Genomic DNA, 16,782 nt, shown 5'->3' with positions numbered 1-16,782 from the left:
CGCTATGGATCCAGTCTTCCTTTGCATCAGTATATCGGCAGTGATTCAAAAGGGCTGAATTTTACAATTTCAGCCTCGTTTTTAATGTACATGTACTTGTATTTTAATGCTTAAACGTCAAAGTTGCTTGTATTGCTGATTGCCAACCTTGTAGTAATTCATCTCGCTGTGACGATGGCATGTTCGGACTAAAGTGTTTGTCGAGTTTACGATGTTGCAACAGGTCGTTGGTCGAAGCGTAAATTCCTGCTTTTAATCCTGCCAAATACGCCGCACCTAATGCCGTGGTTTCCATGACTTTCGGGCGGTTCACCGGTTTATCCAACACATCGGCCAGAAACTGGCATACCCAGTCATTCGCCACCATGCCACCGTCTACATTCAATGACTCGGCTTGCACACCGTCTTTTGCCATCGCTTGTAATAGATCGCTGGTTTGATAACACACAGACTCAAGTGCGGCTCGGCTTAAATGCGCTTCCGTCGTTCCGCGAGTTAGACCGAATATCGCACCTCTGGCGTTTGGTTCCCAATAAGGGGCTCCCATTCCAGCAAAAGCTGGCACCATATACACACCGTGGTCATAACTGAGGGATTTGGCGAGCGCTTCGGTTTGTTTGGCGTGTTCAATGACATTAATACCATCACGTAACCATTGCACGGCAGCTCCGGCAATAAAAATAGAACCTTCCAGTGCATAATGAACGGTGCCATTTATTTGGTAGGCAATAGTTGAAAGCAGGTGATTTTGTGATTGCAGCACTTCATCGCCAGTGTTCAGTAACACAAAGCATCCCGTGCCATAGGTACTCTTTATATCACCTTTGTGGAAACCGCATTGTCCGATGGTAGCGGCTTGTTGATCGCCCGCGACGCCTTGAATGGGAAGCTGTACACCTAATACATTGGGGTCGGTAGTGCCGTAATCATCAGCACATTCCAATACTTGCGGCAACAAAGAGGAGGGCACATTGAACAATTGCAGCAATGTTTCATCCCAGGCTAAATCATGAATATTGTACAGGTTGGTGCGGCTGGCATTGGTAACGTCGGTGGCGTGAACTTTGCCGCCTGTTAAGCGCCAGATTAAAAAGGTGTCTATGGTGCCAAAGGCAAGCTTACCTTGCTCTGCCTGTTCACGAGCGCCGGCGACGTTGTCCAGTATCCAGCTTATTTTGGTGGCAGAGAAATATGGATCCAGCAACAACCCAGAGCGTGTACTCACATCTTTACCATGCCCGGCTTGTTTCAGTTCATCACAGAGCTTTGCGGTGCGTCTGTCTTGCCAGACGATGGCATTATAGATGGGCTTGCCAGTTTCTCTGTCCCATACGACTGTGGTTTCCCGTTGATTGGTGATACCGATAGAAACAATATTGGCGCCAGTTTTTTGTGCTTTGGTGATTACGGCTTTACAGACATTCAAGGTGGTTTGCCAGATATCTTCCGGGTTGTGCTCAACCCAGCCATCGGCAGGATAATGCTGTGGGAATTCTTGCTGCTCGGTAAATAGTATCGAGCTGTCTTCACCGAATACGATGGCTCTACTGGAGGTTGTGCCCTGGTCAATGGCGAGAATGCAGTTGTTCATATTCGTAGCCTTATTGTTCTTGTCGTTCTTGTGCTCGTTTTTTATATCGTATTGATACGGTGCGACTTGTTTTCTATCTCTAGTTCTTCTACTAAGAAGAACACATGTTATCGCTGGCTATTGAAACGTATCCGGCGCTATATCTAACCCAATTTAGTATTTCTCCTATCAAAGCACATTTTTACACGAGAAAAAATCGTCAAGGCTGATTTTTCGTACTCTTCCTTAAGTTTTTCCTTTTTAAGCACTTTTCTTTTATTGCTGAGAAAAGAACCTGGGCGAATCGCTGAAGATACTTTTTTTAGCTTGACAGGGGCAGGGTGTGGTTCCTAAACTGTGAATTGTGGGTAAAAGTGGCATAAAGTGGATCTGTTTGAACAGTAGTCATCTTTTGTGTCGATTCAAATAACAAAAACAACTTTTGGGCTAGGGGAATGTTCCGCGGCGCTAACGCAATCAGTCTGGACACTAAAGGGCGAGTAACGGTGCCAACGCGCTACCGTCAGCTCTTGCTGGACGATTGTCAGGGACAGCTCGTTTGCACAATTGATATCAAACAGCCATGTTTGCTGCTTTACCCACTCCCTGAATGGGAAGAGATTGAGCAAAAGCTTAGTCGTTTATCCAGCATGAACCCGGCGGAACGCCGTCTACAAAGACTATTGCTTGGATATGCTATGGAAGGTGAAATGGATAAAAATGGTCGTTTTCTACTCTCTGCACCACTGCGTCAACACGCGAATCTTGGCAAAGACATCATGTTAGTCGGACAACTCAACAAGTTTGAGATCTGGTCTACCGAGGCATGGAATCAACAGGTTCAAGCTGACATTGAAGCTGAACAAAACGCCAATTTTGAACTCACCGAGAACCTCCAGGATTTCTCCCTATGAACACTGGCACTTTTACCCACACATCTGTGCTACTTCAGGAATCCATTGATGCATTACACATTAATGCAGACGGTGTATATGTTGACGCTACCTTTGGTCGTGGTGGTCATTCCCGCCACATTTTGCAGGCTCTCTCTGACAGGGGACGCCTAATTGCATTGGATCGTGATCCACAAGCCATTGAAGCAGCCAAAGCGCTGGCTTCTGATCCTCGCTTTACGATTTTTCATGTGCCTTTCTCTCACTTAGGCCATGTGATTGAGGAACAAGGGTTACAAGGCAAGGTGGATGGTGTTTTGATGGATTTAGGCGTGTCTTCTCCTCAGTTGGATGATGCCGAGCGAGGCTTTAGTTTTTCTCGTGACGGTAAGCTGGATATGCGCATGGACACCTCTAGAGGTGAAAGCGCTGCTGACTGGCTGGCTCATGCCGAGGCTGACGAAATTACTCGCGTGATCAAAGAATATGGTGAAGAGAAATTTGGCAAGCGTATTGCTCATGCCATTGTGACGACTCGTGATGAGAATCCCATTGTATCCACATTGCAGCTTGCCAAATTAATTGATGAAGCTGTGCCTGTGAAAGACAAGCATAAGCATCCGGCTACACGCAGTTTTCAGGCGATTCGTATTCACGTAAACAATGAATTGGGCGAAATTGAAACGGGCTTGAAAGCTGCTGCTGAGGCATTAAAAAGCGGCGGACGTTTGGCGGTGATCAGTTTCCACTCTTTAGAGGATCGTATTGTTAAACGTTTTATGCGGGAACAAAGCCAAGGCATGAAAGTCCCTCATGGAATGCCTATTTTAGAATCTGAAATTGCCGCATCAAGAGTTTTGAAAACCATTGGCAAGGCGATTAAACCTTCCGCTAAAGAAATCGAGGACAATATTCGGGCTCGGAGCTCGGTGTTGCGGGTGGCAGAAAAGTTATGACACCCAAGACTCAAACCAACTTTAATTTAGTTGGTATTATCGCCTCAGATTTGACTCGCCACCCCGTGCGAGTTTTGTTGTTTTTGATGGTTGTAGCAAGTGCGATCTCCGTAATTCTTGGTACACACCATAATCGTCAGCTCTCAATCGCCAAGGAAACCTTGATGGCGGAGCGCGATTTGCTGGATGTGGAATGGCGTAATCTGGTTCTGGAGCAAAGTGCTCTGACTGAACACAACCGCATTGAATCCCGCGTTGAAAAGCAGCTTGGCATGTATCGCCCAGCACCCGATGAAGAAGTTGTGGTGAGGGTGAAGTAATGTCTAATCGAGCAGCTAACAGAATGGCAAAACCGTTGAAGCAAGCTAAAGGCACGCAAACGCCACGTTTGGTTCAGTGGCGCTTTTTGACTGTTCTGGCGGCAGTGAGTCTGGTTTTCACTGGCTTGGCGGTTCGAGCTGCCTATATCCAGGTGGTTGAGCCCGACATGTTAATCAAGCAGGGCGATAACCGGACTATCCGAACTCGCGAGCGTTTGGTACACCGAGGCTTGATTCTGGATCGTAACGGTCAGGAATTGGCGGTGAGTGTGCCTGTAAAAGCCATTTGGGCAGATCCCAAAATCATTCATGAAAATAATGCGCTAGCGGATACTCGCCGTTGGGAAGCGTTGGCAGAAGTGCTCGGTCAGTCTCTGGAAGAGCTGACGGCTCAAGTTGAAGATCCAAAACGTCGTTTCGTTTATGTTCAACGTCAGGTTTCACCTGCCATGGCGAACTATGTTAAGCAGCTGAAAATTCCCGGATTGCATTTAAGAAATGAGTCTCGCCGTTATTACCCTACCGGGGAAGTATCTGCACATTTGATCGGATTTACCGATGTAGATGATCGCGGCATTGAAGGTATTGAGCGTGTTTACGACGAGCATTTGAGCGGTACACCAGACAAGCGCCGTATTCGTCGTGATGCGAAAGGTCGACAGGTGGAACTGTTGTCGCAAGAGAAAGGCAAGGAACCGCTTGATATCCAGTTAACTATTGACCAGCGCATTCAGGCACTCGCTTATCGAGAGCTGAAGCAGGCTGTACAATATCTTAAGGCTACCTCTGGTTCCGCCGTTGTTGCAGACGTACATACCGGAGAGTTGCTGGCGCTGGTCAATAGCCCTTCTTTTAATCCTAATAATCGTCATAACGTGTCGGCACATCGCATTCGTAACCGAGCCATTACCGACACCTTTGAGCCGGGCTCATCGGTAAAACCGTTAGCGGTTATTGGCGCTTTGGAATTCGGCAGTGCCAACGAGCAAACCATCATTGATACTAATCCCGGCTGGATGCGAGTGGGGGGCAGTATCGTTCAGGATTCTCACAACTACGGCAAAGTCGATCTCATCGAAATTATCAAGAAGTCCAGCAATATGGGAACGTCTAAACTGGCGCTCTCTATTCCTAAAGAGCACTTTATCGATTTGTATCACAGCATGGGGTTGGTCGGTGACACTGGCACTAACATGCTGGGCGAAAGCTCAGGTATTTTCCATGATCGCCATCGTTGGTCTGACTTTGAATTAGCCACTTTGTCTTTTGGTTATGGCTTGTCGGTGACGACATTGCAGTTGGCGCGTATGTACTCGGTTCTGGGGAACGGTGGTTACAAGTTGCCGCTATCTATTGTGAAATCATCCGGGCACAAAGTGGAAAAAGAGCGTGTGTTATCCGCTAACACTGCGCAAGCCATTGTTGAGATGATGGAACACGTGGTTTTACCGGGTGGAACCGGCACCAAAGCGAAAGTGCCTGGGTATCGTGTAGCCGGTAAAACCGGAACCAGCCGTAAAGCGGTTGCGGGTGGATATGGGGAAGAATACGTCAATATCTTTGCGGGCTTGGCACCAGTATCTGACCCACAGTTGGCTGTGGTGATCATGATTAATGAGCCTAGTGGTGATTTGTATTATTCCGGTGATACCGCCGCTCCTGTCTTTTCTCGCGTCATGTCAGGGGCATTGCAAATGTTGAATGTACCGCCAGATGGTCGAGATGTATCGTCTATTGCCTCGCATAACAAGGAAACCTATGAAAGCCAGGAATTTAGGGGAGGAAAGCATGACTCCTAAATGGCAAACAAGGGATTTAAAAACCCTATTACAACCTTTCGGTATTGAAGCGCCTTCTATCGACATTGTCGATTTGGCCATTGATAGCCGTGAAGTGGGTATTCACAAAGCCTTTGTGGCAGTAAACGGCCATCGTCAGGATGGGCGTGAGTTTATTCCTCAAGCGGTTAGCCTTGGGGCAAAAGTGATCATTGCTGAAACAGAAGATGAATCAGAGCATGGCGATACTGAAATGCGTGAGCACAGTATCATTATTAAGTTCTATGATTTGTTCCATCGTTTGTCAGAGCTCTCAGAAGCCTTTTATGGTGAGCCTTCACAGAGCATGAAGACCATTGCTGTTACTGGAACCAATGGTAAAACCTCGACTGCGCATTTTGCCGCTCAGCTTGGTCAGTTGCTGCATAAGAAAGCGGCTCTCATCGGCACGTTAGGTGCTGGCTTTTTGGGTGATTTGCAAGAAACCATTAATACCACGCCCGTTGCCGTGACCATGCATCGCATTTTGGCGGAATTGAGCGCGGAAGGTGCGGACGTCGTCGCCTTTGAGGCCTCATCACACGCGATGGTGCAAAGCCGTATCAAGCATTTGCATACCGACGTGGCTATTTTCACCAATTTAAGTCGTGATCACCTTGATTATCACGGTGATATGGAAGAGTACGCAAAAGCCAAACGTATGTTGTTAAAGCAGCCAGGCTTGAAACATATGATTTTGAATGCCGGTGATGCTGAGCATAAAAACTGGTTAGCCATGATGCCGGAAGGCGTAACACCTGTCTTCTTTGGCGTAGAAATAGCAACGCCTGAGCAAGGCTTGTTCTGTATCGCCAGAGAGGTTCGGTATTCCAATCGCGGAATTAGTTTCATATTGCATACCTCATGGGGTGAGGTGCCGGTAACTACTTCATTATTGGGTGAATTCAATGTTGCCAACCTGATTGGCGCAGTGGCGGCGTATCTCTGTTTGGGTGCAGAACTATCCGAGCTGGAAAAATGCCTGGGGCAGATACAGCCGGTTCCCGGTAGAATGGAGCTGTTCCGTTCTGAAAAAAACCACTTAACTGGCAGCGGTAAGCCCAGTGCAACTTTTGTTGTTGATTATGCCCATACTCCTGACGCACTGGAACAAGTGCTGGCCTCGTTGAAAATACACATGAAAGGCAAGCTTTGGTGCTTGTTTGGTTGTGGCGGAGAGCGGGATCAAGGCAAGCGTCCATTAATGGGTAAGGCGGCAGAGCAAGGTGCAGATGCGATTATTCTGACCAGCGATAACAGCCGCAGTGAAAATACTCAGGATATTATCCAGGATATTTTGTCGGGCATGGATAGGCCAGACTCAGAGCACATTTTGATTGTGCCGGATCGTAAAGAAGCGATTAAAACAGCTTTGCGAAAAGCGACACCAGATGACTTGGTGTTACTGGCAGGTAAGGGCCATGAAACCTACCAAATAATAAATGGGCAAACATTGCCCTATGACGAACGCAATTACCTGAACACACTTTTACAAGGGGAAGAGCGATGATTTCCACAACACTAGATTGGATTGCTGGAAAAGTTGATGGTTCGCTGCAAGGTGAGAATCTGGAAATTTCCAGTGTGAGTACGGATACCCGCAAGATTGTCGCCGGTGATTTATTTATTGCCCTGACCGGGCCGAACTTCGATGGTCACGAATTTATTCAACAGGCTATTGATAAAGGCGCGGTGGCGGCGATTGTGGATCATTGGGTGGATGTTCCCGTTCCGCAAATTAAAGTCAGCGACACCAAACTAGCGTTGGGTAGATTAGGTGCTGCGGTGAAAGAAGAGGTGAATCCTCGTACTGTTGGCATTACCGGAAGCTGCGGTAAAACCACAGTTAAAGAAATGGTGGCATCCATTTTATCTTGTCGCGGCAACGTGTTGGCCACCGAAGGCAACTTTAACAATGACATCGGTGTTCCCCTGACCCTATTGCGTTTGGATAAAACTCACGATTTCGCTGTTGTCGAAATGGGCGCAAATCACAGAGGCGAAATCGCCTATACCTGTGGCTTGGTAAACCCTGATGTTTCTACTATCGTCAATGCTGCTGCATCGCATCTCGAAGGATTTGGCTCTTTGCTTGGGGTTGCGCGAGCAAAGGGAGAAATCTTCAAAGGTTTGCGTGATGGTGGCAAAGCAATCTTGAATTTAGATAGCCAGTTTTATGAGTTCTGGAAAGGTAAGTCTGCTCATGCAGTTCAAGAAACCTTTTCCATGGAGCAAATGGCTGACTATATGCCCGATGAGGTCACGCTGGGTATGAATGGGTGTGCCCAATTTGATTTGCGCACACCACAAGGCTCGGTTTGGGTCGATTTACCTATTCCGGGTATGCACAACGTGAACAATGCGCTGGTGGCTGCGGCATTAGCCATGTCGGTTGGTGCAACATTGGAAGATGTGAAGATGGGGCTGCAAAACATGCAGCAAATTCACGGTCGCTTGAATGTGAAGCAATTGACCAACCAGGTGCGCCTATTGGATGACACTTACAATGCTAACGTGGCTTCTGTTAATGCTGCCATTGATTTACTTGGCAGTTTCTCAGGACGTCGCATTCTGGTATTGGGTGATATGGCGGAATTGGGCGAAAAAGCTCGCTATTACCACGAACAGGTAGGTGAATATGCAAAGCAAGGTGGTATTGACCGCATGTATACCTTGGGTGTGTTAAGCCAGCACAGTAGCGACATGATGGAAGCGCGTGGAAAGCATTTCACTGATGTTGACGAGTTAGTGGCTCAGATGACAGAAGATTTACGCAATGAAAAGTGTGATCTCAGTATTCTGGTGAAAGGATCTCGTAGTGCCAGGATGGAAAGAGTGGTATCTGCCCTGGAGGAATCTCCGTTGGGAAAGTTGGAACGCTTTAGGGGGCTGATGGCATGTTAATCCTCCTTGCTCAGTGGTTAGAGCAATTCGTCGACCCTGGATTTAACGTCTTTTCCTATTTGACGATGCGCGCCATTATGAGCACGTTAACGGCGTTATTGATTGCCATCTTGATGGGGCCTCGGGTTATTCGCTATTTACAAACCATGCAAATTGGTCAGACCGTGCGTGATGACGGGCCTAAATCGCATTTGTCCAAGTCTGGAACTCCAACGATGGGTGGTGTACTGATTTTGGCTGCTATTTTGATCAGCACCTTACTGTGGGCTGATTTAAGTAATAAGTACGTATGGGTGACGATTGGCATTATTGTTTCTTACGGCATCATTGGCTTTGTGGATGACTATCGCAAAGTGATCCGCAAAGATTCCAAAGGCTTAATTGCCCGCTGGAAGTTCTTCTGGCAATCGACCGTTGCCATTGTGGTGGCGTTTTACCTGTATGCGACCAGTCAGGATCCGAATGAAACCGCGATGATTATTCCTTTCTTCAAAGAAGTGATGCCACAGCTTGGCCTGTTTTTCGTGGTGGTGGTTTACTTCGTTGTCGTGGGAACCAGTAATGCGGTGAACCTGACCGACGGTTTGGACGGCTTGGCCATTGTTCCAACGATTCTGGTTGCAGGGGCTTTTGCTATTTTTGCTTATGTGACCGGAAACGTGAACTTTTCCGCTTATTTGAATATTCCACATTTGCCCCTGACCAGCGAATTGGCCGTGGTGTGTACTGCCATTGTGGGTGCCGGGTTAGGCTTTTTGTGGTTCAACACTTATCCGGCGCAAGTGTTTATGGGCGATGTCGGTTCCTTGTCGTTAGGCGGTGCATTAGGCATCTTGGCTGTTTTGGTTCGTCAGGAATTAGTGTTGGTGATCATGGGCGGTGTATTTGTAATGGAAGCGCTATCGGTGATTTTACAGGTAGGGTCTTTCAAGCTGCGCGGGCAGCGTATTTTCCGTATGGCGCCTATTCATCACCACTATGAACTGAAAGGTTGGCCAGAGCCTAGAGTGATTGTTCGTTTTTGGATTATTTCTATCATCTTGGTGCTGATTGGTTTAGCGACGCTTAAATTAAGATAAGAATTAAGATAAGAGCTAAGGTAAGAGAATTGATGAGAAGTGTGAGCTGTTTAAAAAATAAAAACATCGCAGTGATTGGCTTGGGTATCACCGGCTTGTCGTGCGTGCGTTTTTTATTACAGCACCAAAAAAGCCTGGGGCTAACTCTAAGCGCGATGGATACCAGAGTGCTCGAATCCATTGATTTACCGATACCTGTTACCTTGGGTAAGTTAGACGAGGCAATGTTACAGCAGGCTGATGTGTTGGTTGTCAGCCCAGGTATTGCTTTGAGTACACCCGCTATCGCCAAGGCTTCACAAGACGGCAAAATCTTGATGGGGGACATCGAGCTGTTCGCCTTGTTCTTCAATGAATGGATGCCGAATAAATCATTATTGGCAGTAACGGGTTCTAACGGTAAGTCTACGGTTGTGTCCTTGTTGCAAGAAATTGTGTCCCAGGCAGGGCTGAAACCTGCGCTAGGTGGCAATATCGGCACGCCAGCATTGCAGTTACTGGAAACCCATGCTGATGCAGACGTATTTATTTTAGAGTTATCCAGTTTTCAGTTGGAAAGTACCGACAGCTTGCAAGCAGACGTTGCCTGTATCTTGAATATTACCGACGATCACATGGATCGATACTCGGACTTCGATGATTACGCCGCTGCGAAACTGCGTATTTATGACAATGCAAAGCAGGTGGTTTGTAATCTGGATGACATTCATACCCTGCCAAGCCCTGACCTGATTGTTTCTGGTATATCTGTTCAGTATTTCTCAGCCGAAAATAAAGAAGGTGGCTGGGGTTTAACGGAAGATAAGTCTGCTATTACCTATAACGGCGAGCGCTTTTTACCTGCGAGTGAGATCAAGCTGGCAGGCGTGCATAACCTGATGAACATTCAGGCTGCCGCTGCCATGGCCAAGTCGTTGGGCATTCGTGATGCTGACATTATTCAGGCGGTGACTCAATTTGCCGGGTTACCTCATCGTTGCCAGAAAGTCAGCAATAAATATGGCGTTGATTGGATCAACGATTCCAAGGCGACCAATGTAGGCGCGACACTAGCGGCAGTTCATGGTTTGCGCCCTACTATTTTGGGGCAGCTTATTTTATTAGCCGGTGGTGACAGCAAACAGGCGGACTTGTCTCCGTTAAGAGAAACCTTTGAGCAACAGGTCGATCACTTATTCCTGTACGGCAAAGACGCTCTTCTTCTGAAACAGCTTAAGGCTGATGCCAAGCTTGTGGCTGATTTGCCGACTGCGGTAGCCGAAGCGGCTAAAGTGGCTAACGAAGGTGATGCGGTATTGTTGTCTCCTGCCTGTGCCAGTTTGGATATGTTCCGTAACTATGAGCATCGTGGTCAATGTTTCATTGATTCAGTGGAGGCTCTGTCCTGATGTTAGGTTCTGCAATGCATCCACAGCATCCAACTCGACCCATGCGCCATGAGACGCAGGGTTCGAGTTTTTCTGTGTCTGGTTCATTGCAGCAGTTGTTTCAACAGCGATATGAGAAGAGCAAGCAATATAAAGCCTACGACGTTATGTTGGTTTTGGTGGCCTTTGCCTTGTTGTGTTTGGGCTTTGTGATGGTGACATCTGCGTCCATTCCCGTCGCTGAGAGGATGTTTAACAATCCGTTCCATTTTTCCATCCGCCACGGCATTTACATGGCAATCGCCTGCTCAGCCGGCATGATCACTATGATGATCCCCATGTCGTGGTGGAAAGCGAGCAATGGCTGGCTCTTGTTATTAGCGATTTTATTGTTGTTAGCTGTATTAGTGGTAGGGCGCACCGTTAATGGTAGTACCCGCTGGCTTGTGATTGGCCCCTTTACGGTACAAGCCGCAGAGCCGGCAAAGCTGTTTTTCTTCTGCTATCTGGCGGGTTATCTGGTTCGTCGTTATGGTGAAGTAACGGAGAATATCAAAGGCTTTATTAAGCCGCTGATCGTTTTCTTTGTGTTGGCATTGTTATTACTTAAACAGCCTGATTTGGGCACAGTCATTGTGATGTTCGCCACGACCGTGAGCTTGTTATTTCTGGCTGGCGCGAAATTGTGGCAGTTCTTCGGCTTGGCGTTTGCTGGTATTTCGGCGGTTGTTGCCTTGATTGTGTTTGAAGAATACCGCATGAAGCGTGTCACCGCGTTTTTAGACCCCTGGGCTGACCCTTTTGGTACTGGTTATCAGCTTACTCAGTCGTTAATGGCGTTTGGTCGTGGAGACCTGTTTGGTCAAGGTTTGGGAAATAGCTTACAAAAGTTAGAGTTTCTTCCCGAAGCGCATACCGACTTTATTGTCGCTATTATTGCAGAAGAGCTGGGCTTCACCGGGGTGATTGCGATTCTCGGATTGCTCTTTTTTATCGTGGTGAAAGCGCTGGTTATTGGCAACCGTGCGTTACAAAAGAACTTGGCTTTTGAAGCTTATCTGGCTTATGCCATTGGGGTTTGGATTGCTTTTCAAACCGCTGTGAATGTTGGAGCTAGTTCTGGCGTGCTGCCCACCAAGGGCTTGACCTTACCTTTGGTGAGTTCTGGCGGTTCCAGTTTGATCATTATGTGTATTGCCGTGTCGATACTGGTGCGGATTGATTTTGAGTTACGCGTCATGGGCGTGCAAGCCATGAGTAAAAGTGATAAAAAGCGCGCAGCTCACTCTAAATCTGAATCTAAATCCCAAGAAGCTGTCTCAGCAGAGATTAGCGACTCTCAGGAAGAAACGAAAACCAGTAAGTGGAAAAGTCTTTTTAGCCGACGTTCCAAGCAAGAATCAGAGTCTGATTCTGAAACAGTATCCAGAAAAGTGCTGGATACCGATGAGCTGGATGATTTTATGGATGATGTAAACGCTGACTATGATCAAGAGCTTATTGGAGACGATGAACCTCCTTTTGATGCTGATATTGATTATCGCCGGGGGCGTTCATGAGTAAGCGTTTACTGGTCATGGCTGGTGGTACTGGTGGGCATATATTCCCCGGTATCGCTGTTGCCAGAGAATTGCAGGCGCAGGGCTGGCAAATCCATTGGTTGGGTACACCTGCCAGAATGGAGGCTCAGTTAGTGCCAAAAGCCGGCTTTGACATCAGTTTTATTGATGTGTCAGGGGTTCGCGGTAATGGTGTGATGCGCTTATTAGCGGCGCCATTTTTGATTATTAAAGCGATTTGGCAAGCCATTCAGGTGATCCGCAAATTCAAACCAAGCGTGGTGTTGGGAATGGGCGGGTTTGCCAGTGGCCCTGGCGGTATTGCTGCCTGGTTGATGGGCGTGCCAGTGGTTATTCATGAACAAAACGCGGTTCCCGGCATGACCAATCGACTATTGAGTCATGTCGCCAAGCGCTTATTAGTTGGGTTTGATCAAAGTTTTCAGGGTAATCCCAAAGCAAAATGGGTCGGCAATCCGGTGCGCAATGAATTTAATGCCGTTCCGGAAAAGGCTGTTCATGGGAATGATTATAATTTGTTGGTTGTTGGCGGCAGTCTTGGCGCGCAATGCTTAAACGAGCAGGTGCCCAAAGCCTTGAATGCGCTTAAAGCGCTAATGCAAGAGTCCAACACCAAACTTGTTGTTCAGCATCAATGTGGCAAAGGCCATGTTGAAGCGGTAACGACTGCTTATCGCACTAAGTTAGGTGAGGCAGGTGAAGCAGATAGTGCTCAATGCCAGTGGGATGTGACGGAGTTTATTGATGACATGGTTAGCGCTTATAGCTGGGCAGATATCATTATTTGTCGTGCTGGTGCGTTAACTGTTGCAGAGGTTGCTGCATCGGGGCGTTGCGCCATATTTGTGCCGTTGCCTCATGCGGTCGATGATCATCAAACCTTGAATGCAAGGTCGTTGGTGGACAAAGAGGCGGCGCTATTATTGCCGCAAACAGAATTAGTATCCGGTGGCTTAACTGGCATGTTAAGAACGTTGTTAAGCGACCCTGAAAAAGTAGTAACCATAGGAAGTAAGGCTAGGTCATTGGCAAAACATGATGCAACCCAACAAGTCGCTCAAATCTGCGCGCAAGTCAGCCTGAATGTCACCGGAGTGGCGGCATGAGCATGACTCCAACGGTATCAACGGCATATGCAGTGCCAGAAATGCGCAGAATCAAGCAGATCCATTTTATTGGTATCGGCGGCGTTGGCATGGGAGGCATCGCAGAAGTGTTGTTGAACGAGGGCTATCAGGTTTCTGGTTCCGACAAGCAAGTTAGCCAAATGACAAGGCATTTACAGTCCTTGGGTGCAACAATCTTTTTTGAGCACAGCAAAGCGAACGTGGCGACAGCCAGCGTGGTGGTTGTGTCTAGCGCTATCGACCCGAATAACCCGGAAGTGATGGCAGCGAATGAAGCGCGTATTCCGGTAATTCGCCGAGCCGAGATGCTGGCTGAATTGATGCGTTTTCGTCATGGCATTGCGGTGGCCGGAACTCATGGTAAGACCACCACAACCAGCTTGCTTGCTACTTTGTTTGGGCAGGCTGGATTGGATCCCACTTTCGTGATTGGTGGCAAGTTAAACAGTTTGGGTAGCAACGCCAAGTTAGGCAGCAGCCGTTATTTTATTGCCGAGGCAGACGAAAGTGACGCGTCATTTATTCACTTGCAGCCTATGGTGTCGGTGGTGACTAACATCGAAGCCGATCATATGGACACCTATGGCGGGGATTTTCAGAAGATGCAAGACACGTACGTTGAGTTCTTGCATAACTTGCCTTTTTACGGTTTGGCTGTGCTGTGCGTCGATGATCCCGTGATTCGCGAATTGGCTCCGGGGTTAGGCCGACAATATGTAACATACGGCTTGCATGAAGATGCTGATGTTCGGGCGGTGGATTTGGTGTCTGGTTACAACCAGAGCTCGTTTATGTTGCAACGCAAAGACAGGCAAGACGTACCTATTACGGTCAACTTGCCGGGTAAACATAATGTATTAAATGCCTTGGCGGCGATTGCGGTTGCCACTGAGGAAGGTATTTCCGACGAAGATATTCAAATGGCGTTAGCGACATTCTCGGGAATAGGTAGACGCTTTGAAATGCTGGGCGATTTTAGTTGTGAAACGGGAACCGTGACCCTGGTTGATGATTATGGGCATCACCCAACAGAAGTGGCGGTAACGATAGAAGCGGCGCGCAATAACTGGCCTGAGCGACGTTTGGTTATGGCATATCAGCCGCATCGGTACAGCCGGACTCGTGACTTGTACGAAGACTTTGTTCGCGTGTTGTCTCAGGTTGATGTATTGCTGTTGCTGGATGTATATCCTGCCGGCGAAGAGCCGATTGAAGGTGCAGACAGTAAATCGCTATGCCGTTCCATTCGTCAGCGTGGACAGATTGAGCCCGTATATGTAGCCAGCACAGATGAATTGCCAAAAGTGCTTGCCGACATTATCAAAGATCAGGATGTGATTTTGACTCAAGGCGCGGGCAATATCAGTCAGGTCGCCAAGCGATTGGAAGAAAGTAAATTTCAGCAGAACAAGCTGCGTTCAGGTAATGCAGGAGTAAATAAATAATGGTAGCCACTACTCGTAATGTAAAAGAGTTTGGAAAAGTCGCTGTGTTAATGGGCGGTGATTCTGCTGAAAGAGAGGTTTCCCTGCGTTCAGGTAGTGCGGTGTTGGCTGCATTGCAGGGAGCTGGTCTGGATGTGCATCGTTTTGATCCCAGAGAGCGCCCCATTACTGAGTTGGTCACAGATAAATTTGATCGTGTTTTTATTATTTTGCATGGTCGTGGTGGTGAAGATGGAACTTTGCAAGGCGCGTTGGATTGCATGAAGATCCCGTATACTGGTAGCGGAGTATTAGGTTCTGCACTGAGCATGGACAAGATCCGCAGTAAACAGATTTTTCAGGCTACGGGTTTACCAACCGCAGATTATAGAGTTATTCGTCAACATGAATCGGTCGATTTGGCGGCTGTGCTAGAAGAGCTAGGCGGTACTGTTATGGTGAAACCTTCATTGGAAGGTTCCAGCATTGGCATGGCAAAAGTCAGCAGTGTTGAAGATTTTGAACACGCCTTACAGGAAGCCTTTAAATACGACAGCAATGTTTTGGTAGAGCGCTTTGTTAATGGTAAGGAGTTCACGGTTTCGATATTGGCAGATAAGGCGTTGCCTTCGATCAGCATGACGACACCAAGAGTCTTTTACGATTACACCGCTAAGTACGAGTCGAATAAGACCGAATACCATTGTCCGGGCGGCCTTCCAGCAGAAGCCGAGAAAAAGCTCGGAGAATTAGCGGTTAAAGCGTATAAAGCTTTGGGAGCCTCAGGTTGGGGGCGCGTTGACTTTATGCAGTCGCAACAAGGCGAGATGTTTATTTTGGAAGCCAACACTGTACCGGGAATGACTGAAAAGAGTTTAGTACCTATGGCGGCTAAACAGTCCGGGTTAAATTTTAAAGAATTATGCCTGACGATTTTAGAAACGAGCTTTCGTACTGGAGCGTAGGTGAGTTCTGAACATACCAGTCCGTTGCGCAACATAAAACTGTGGACGGGGTTGGTGTTTTTTACATTGGTGATGCTGGGGTTGATATACCTGTGGCATGGCCTGATGCAATGGCTGGAAGATGAACAGCGTGTGCCTTTGCGACAAATATTGATTGCGGGCGAGCGCACTTATCTTAAGGACGAAGATATTCGAGCCGTAGTGAAACGAGGGCAAACCGGAAGCTTCTTTGATTTGGACGTGGACAAGGTTCACGATGATATTGAAGCGTTGCCTTGGGTTTATAAAAGCTCAGTGCGTAAGGAATGGCCAGATACATTGCGCGTGTACGTGGTTGAGCAAACAGCGGTTGCCAGATGGCACGACGATATGTTGCTGAATCAGTACGGTGGCAGCTTTCAGGCACAAGTGCCAGAAGCATTATCCGACCTGCCCATGTTGTTAGGGCCGGGTGGAAGTGAAAAGGCAGCATTGGAAGGATATCGCTCCATGCAGGAATTATTGCAAACCACGGGTTTGCGTATTGTGGAGCTTTCGTTGAGTGAGCGTTTTGCCTGGCAGCTACGTTTGCACAACGATATAGATTTGAATTTGGGGCGTACCGAGTTCATGGGACGGTTACAGCGGTTTATTGATATTTATCCACTGCTGTTGAAAGAGGATAAAGCCGTTAACTATGTGGATTTGCGGTATGACACCGGATTAGCGGTTGGCTGGAAAGAGCCAGGCAAAAAAACGTCATAAGTTGAATAGATAAAGGTTCCGGAAATTCCGGGAATG

At 47.6% G+C, this 16,782-nt stretch carries 14 protein-coding genes; 13 read left to right on the top strand and 1 reads right to left on the bottom strand.

What is annotated here, in order from left to right; all coding sequences use genetic code 11:
- Window positions 1-103 precede the first annotated feature (103 nt).
- Window positions 104-1,591: a glycerol kinase GlpK gene (gene glpK / locus KIH87_RS15540; RefSeq protein WP_232358765.1), complete on the bottom strand. Its 1,488-nt coding sequence runs from the start codon at window positions 1,589-1,591 to the stop codon at window positions 104-106.
- A 434-nt stretch (window positions 1,592-2,025) separates the two neighbouring features.
- Between glpK and mraZ the strand changes: the two genes are divergently transcribed.
- Genes mraZ through KIH87_RS15475 form a run of 13 tightly spaced genes read left to right on the top strand, consistent with a single transcriptional unit; the run spans window position 2,026 to window position 16,746 of the window.
- Complete coding sequence (mraZ, locus tag KIH87_RS15535) at window positions 2,026-2,484, top strand: division/cell wall cluster transcriptional repressor MraZ (protein ID WP_232358764.1); 459 nt, start codon at window positions 2,026-2,028, stop codon at window positions 2,482-2,484.
- Window positions 2,481-3,419 (top strand): 16S rRNA (cytosine(1402)-N(4))-methyltransferase RsmH, encoded by a 939-nt coding sequence (rsmH, locus tag KIH87_RS15530; protein WP_232358763.1) that lies wholly within the window; start codon window positions 2,481-2,483, stop codon window positions 3,417-3,419. Before mraZ ends, rsmH begins: the two co-directional genes overlap by 4 nt.
- Entirely contained in the window at window positions 3,416-3,739 is a 324-nt protein-coding gene (gene ftsL / locus KIH87_RS15525; protein WP_232358762.1) for a cell division protein FtsL, read from the top strand. The genes rsmH and ftsL overlap by 4 nt, the downstream gene beginning before the upstream one ends.
- Window positions 3,739-5,538 (top strand): peptidoglycan D,D-transpeptidase FtsI family protein, encoded by a 1,800-nt coding sequence (locus KIH87_RS15520; protein WP_232358761.1) that lies wholly within the window; start codon window positions 3,739-3,741, stop codon window positions 5,536-5,538. The genes ftsL and KIH87_RS15520 overlap by 1 nt, the downstream gene beginning before the upstream one ends.
- Window positions 5,528-7,066 carry a UDP-N-acetylmuramoyl-L-alanyl-D-glutamate--2,6-diaminopimelate ligase gene (locus KIH87_RS15515; RefSeq protein ID WP_232358760.1) on the top strand — a complete coding sequence of 513 codons (1,539 nt, stop codon included), beginning with the start codon at window positions 5,528-5,530 and terminating at the stop codon, window positions 7,064-7,066. The genes KIH87_RS15520 and KIH87_RS15515 overlap by 11 nt, the downstream gene beginning before the upstream one ends.
- Window positions 7,063-8,460 carry a UDP-N-acetylmuramoyl-tripeptide--D-alanyl-D-alanine ligase gene (locus KIH87_RS15510; RefSeq protein WP_232358759.1) on the top strand — a complete coding sequence of 466 codons (1,398 nt, stop codon included), beginning with the start codon at window positions 7,063-7,065 and terminating at the stop codon, window positions 8,458-8,460. The genes KIH87_RS15515 and KIH87_RS15510 overlap by 4 nt, the downstream gene beginning before the upstream one ends.
- On the top strand, window positions 8,454-9,539 hold the full coding sequence (gene mraY, locus KIH87_RS15505; RefSeq protein WP_232358758.1) for a phospho-N-acetylmuramoyl-pentapeptide-transferase: 1,086 nt from the start codon (window positions 8,454-8,456) through the stop codon (window positions 9,537-9,539). The genes KIH87_RS15510 and mraY overlap by 7 nt, the downstream gene beginning before the upstream one ends.
- A 32-nt stretch (window positions 9,540-9,571) precedes the next feature.
- Entirely contained in the window at window positions 9,572-10,927 is a 1,356-nt protein-coding gene (murD, locus tag KIH87_RS15500) for a UDP-N-acetylmuramoyl-L-alanine--D-glutamate ligase (RefSeq protein WP_232358757.1), read from the top strand.
- A gap of 41 nt (window positions 10,928-10,968) precedes the next feature.
- Window positions 10,969-12,465, top strand: coding sequence for a cell division protein FtsW (gene ftsW, locus KIH87_RS15495; protein WP_232361507.1), 1,497 nt, complete (start codon window positions 10,969-10,971; stop codon window positions 12,463-12,465).
- Window positions 12,462-13,592: an undecaprenyldiphospho-muramoylpentapeptide beta-N-acetylglucosaminyltransferase gene (murG, locus tag KIH87_RS15490; protein ID WP_232358756.1), complete on the top strand. Its 1,131-nt coding sequence runs from the start codon at window positions 12,462-12,464 to the stop codon at window positions 13,590-13,592. Before ftsW ends, murG begins: the two co-directional genes overlap by 4 nt.
- Complete coding sequence (gene murC, locus KIH87_RS15485; RefSeq protein ID WP_408635761.1) at window positions 13,589-15,058, top strand: UDP-N-acetylmuramate--L-alanine ligase; 1,470 nt, start codon at window positions 13,589-13,591, stop codon at window positions 15,056-15,058. Before murG ends, murC begins: the two co-directional genes overlap by 4 nt.
- The gene (locus KIH87_RS15480; RefSeq protein WP_232358755.1) at window positions 15,058-16,002 is read left to right on the top strand and encodes a D-alanine--D-alanine ligase; all 945 of its coding nucleotides are present in this window, start codon (window positions 15,058-15,060) and stop codon (window positions 16,000-16,002) included. The genes murC and KIH87_RS15480 overlap by 1 nt, the downstream gene beginning before the upstream one ends.
- On the top strand, window positions 16,003-16,746 hold the full coding sequence (locus KIH87_RS15475; RefSeq protein ID WP_232358754.1) for a cell division protein FtsQ/DivIB: 744 nt from the start codon (window positions 16,003-16,005) through the stop codon (window positions 16,744-16,746).
- Window positions 16,747-16,782 lie beyond the last annotated feature (36 nt).

Origin of the sequence: Paraneptunicella aestuarii (assembly GCF_019900845.1) — a bacterium.
Classification (GTDB): Bacteria; Pseudomonadota; Gammaproteobacteria; order Enterobacterales; family Alteromonadaceae; genus Paraneptunicella; species Paraneptunicella aestuarii.
The sequence above is the reverse complement of the archived record's forward strand: the minus strand, read 5'-3'. Positions and strand labels throughout refer to the sequence as shown.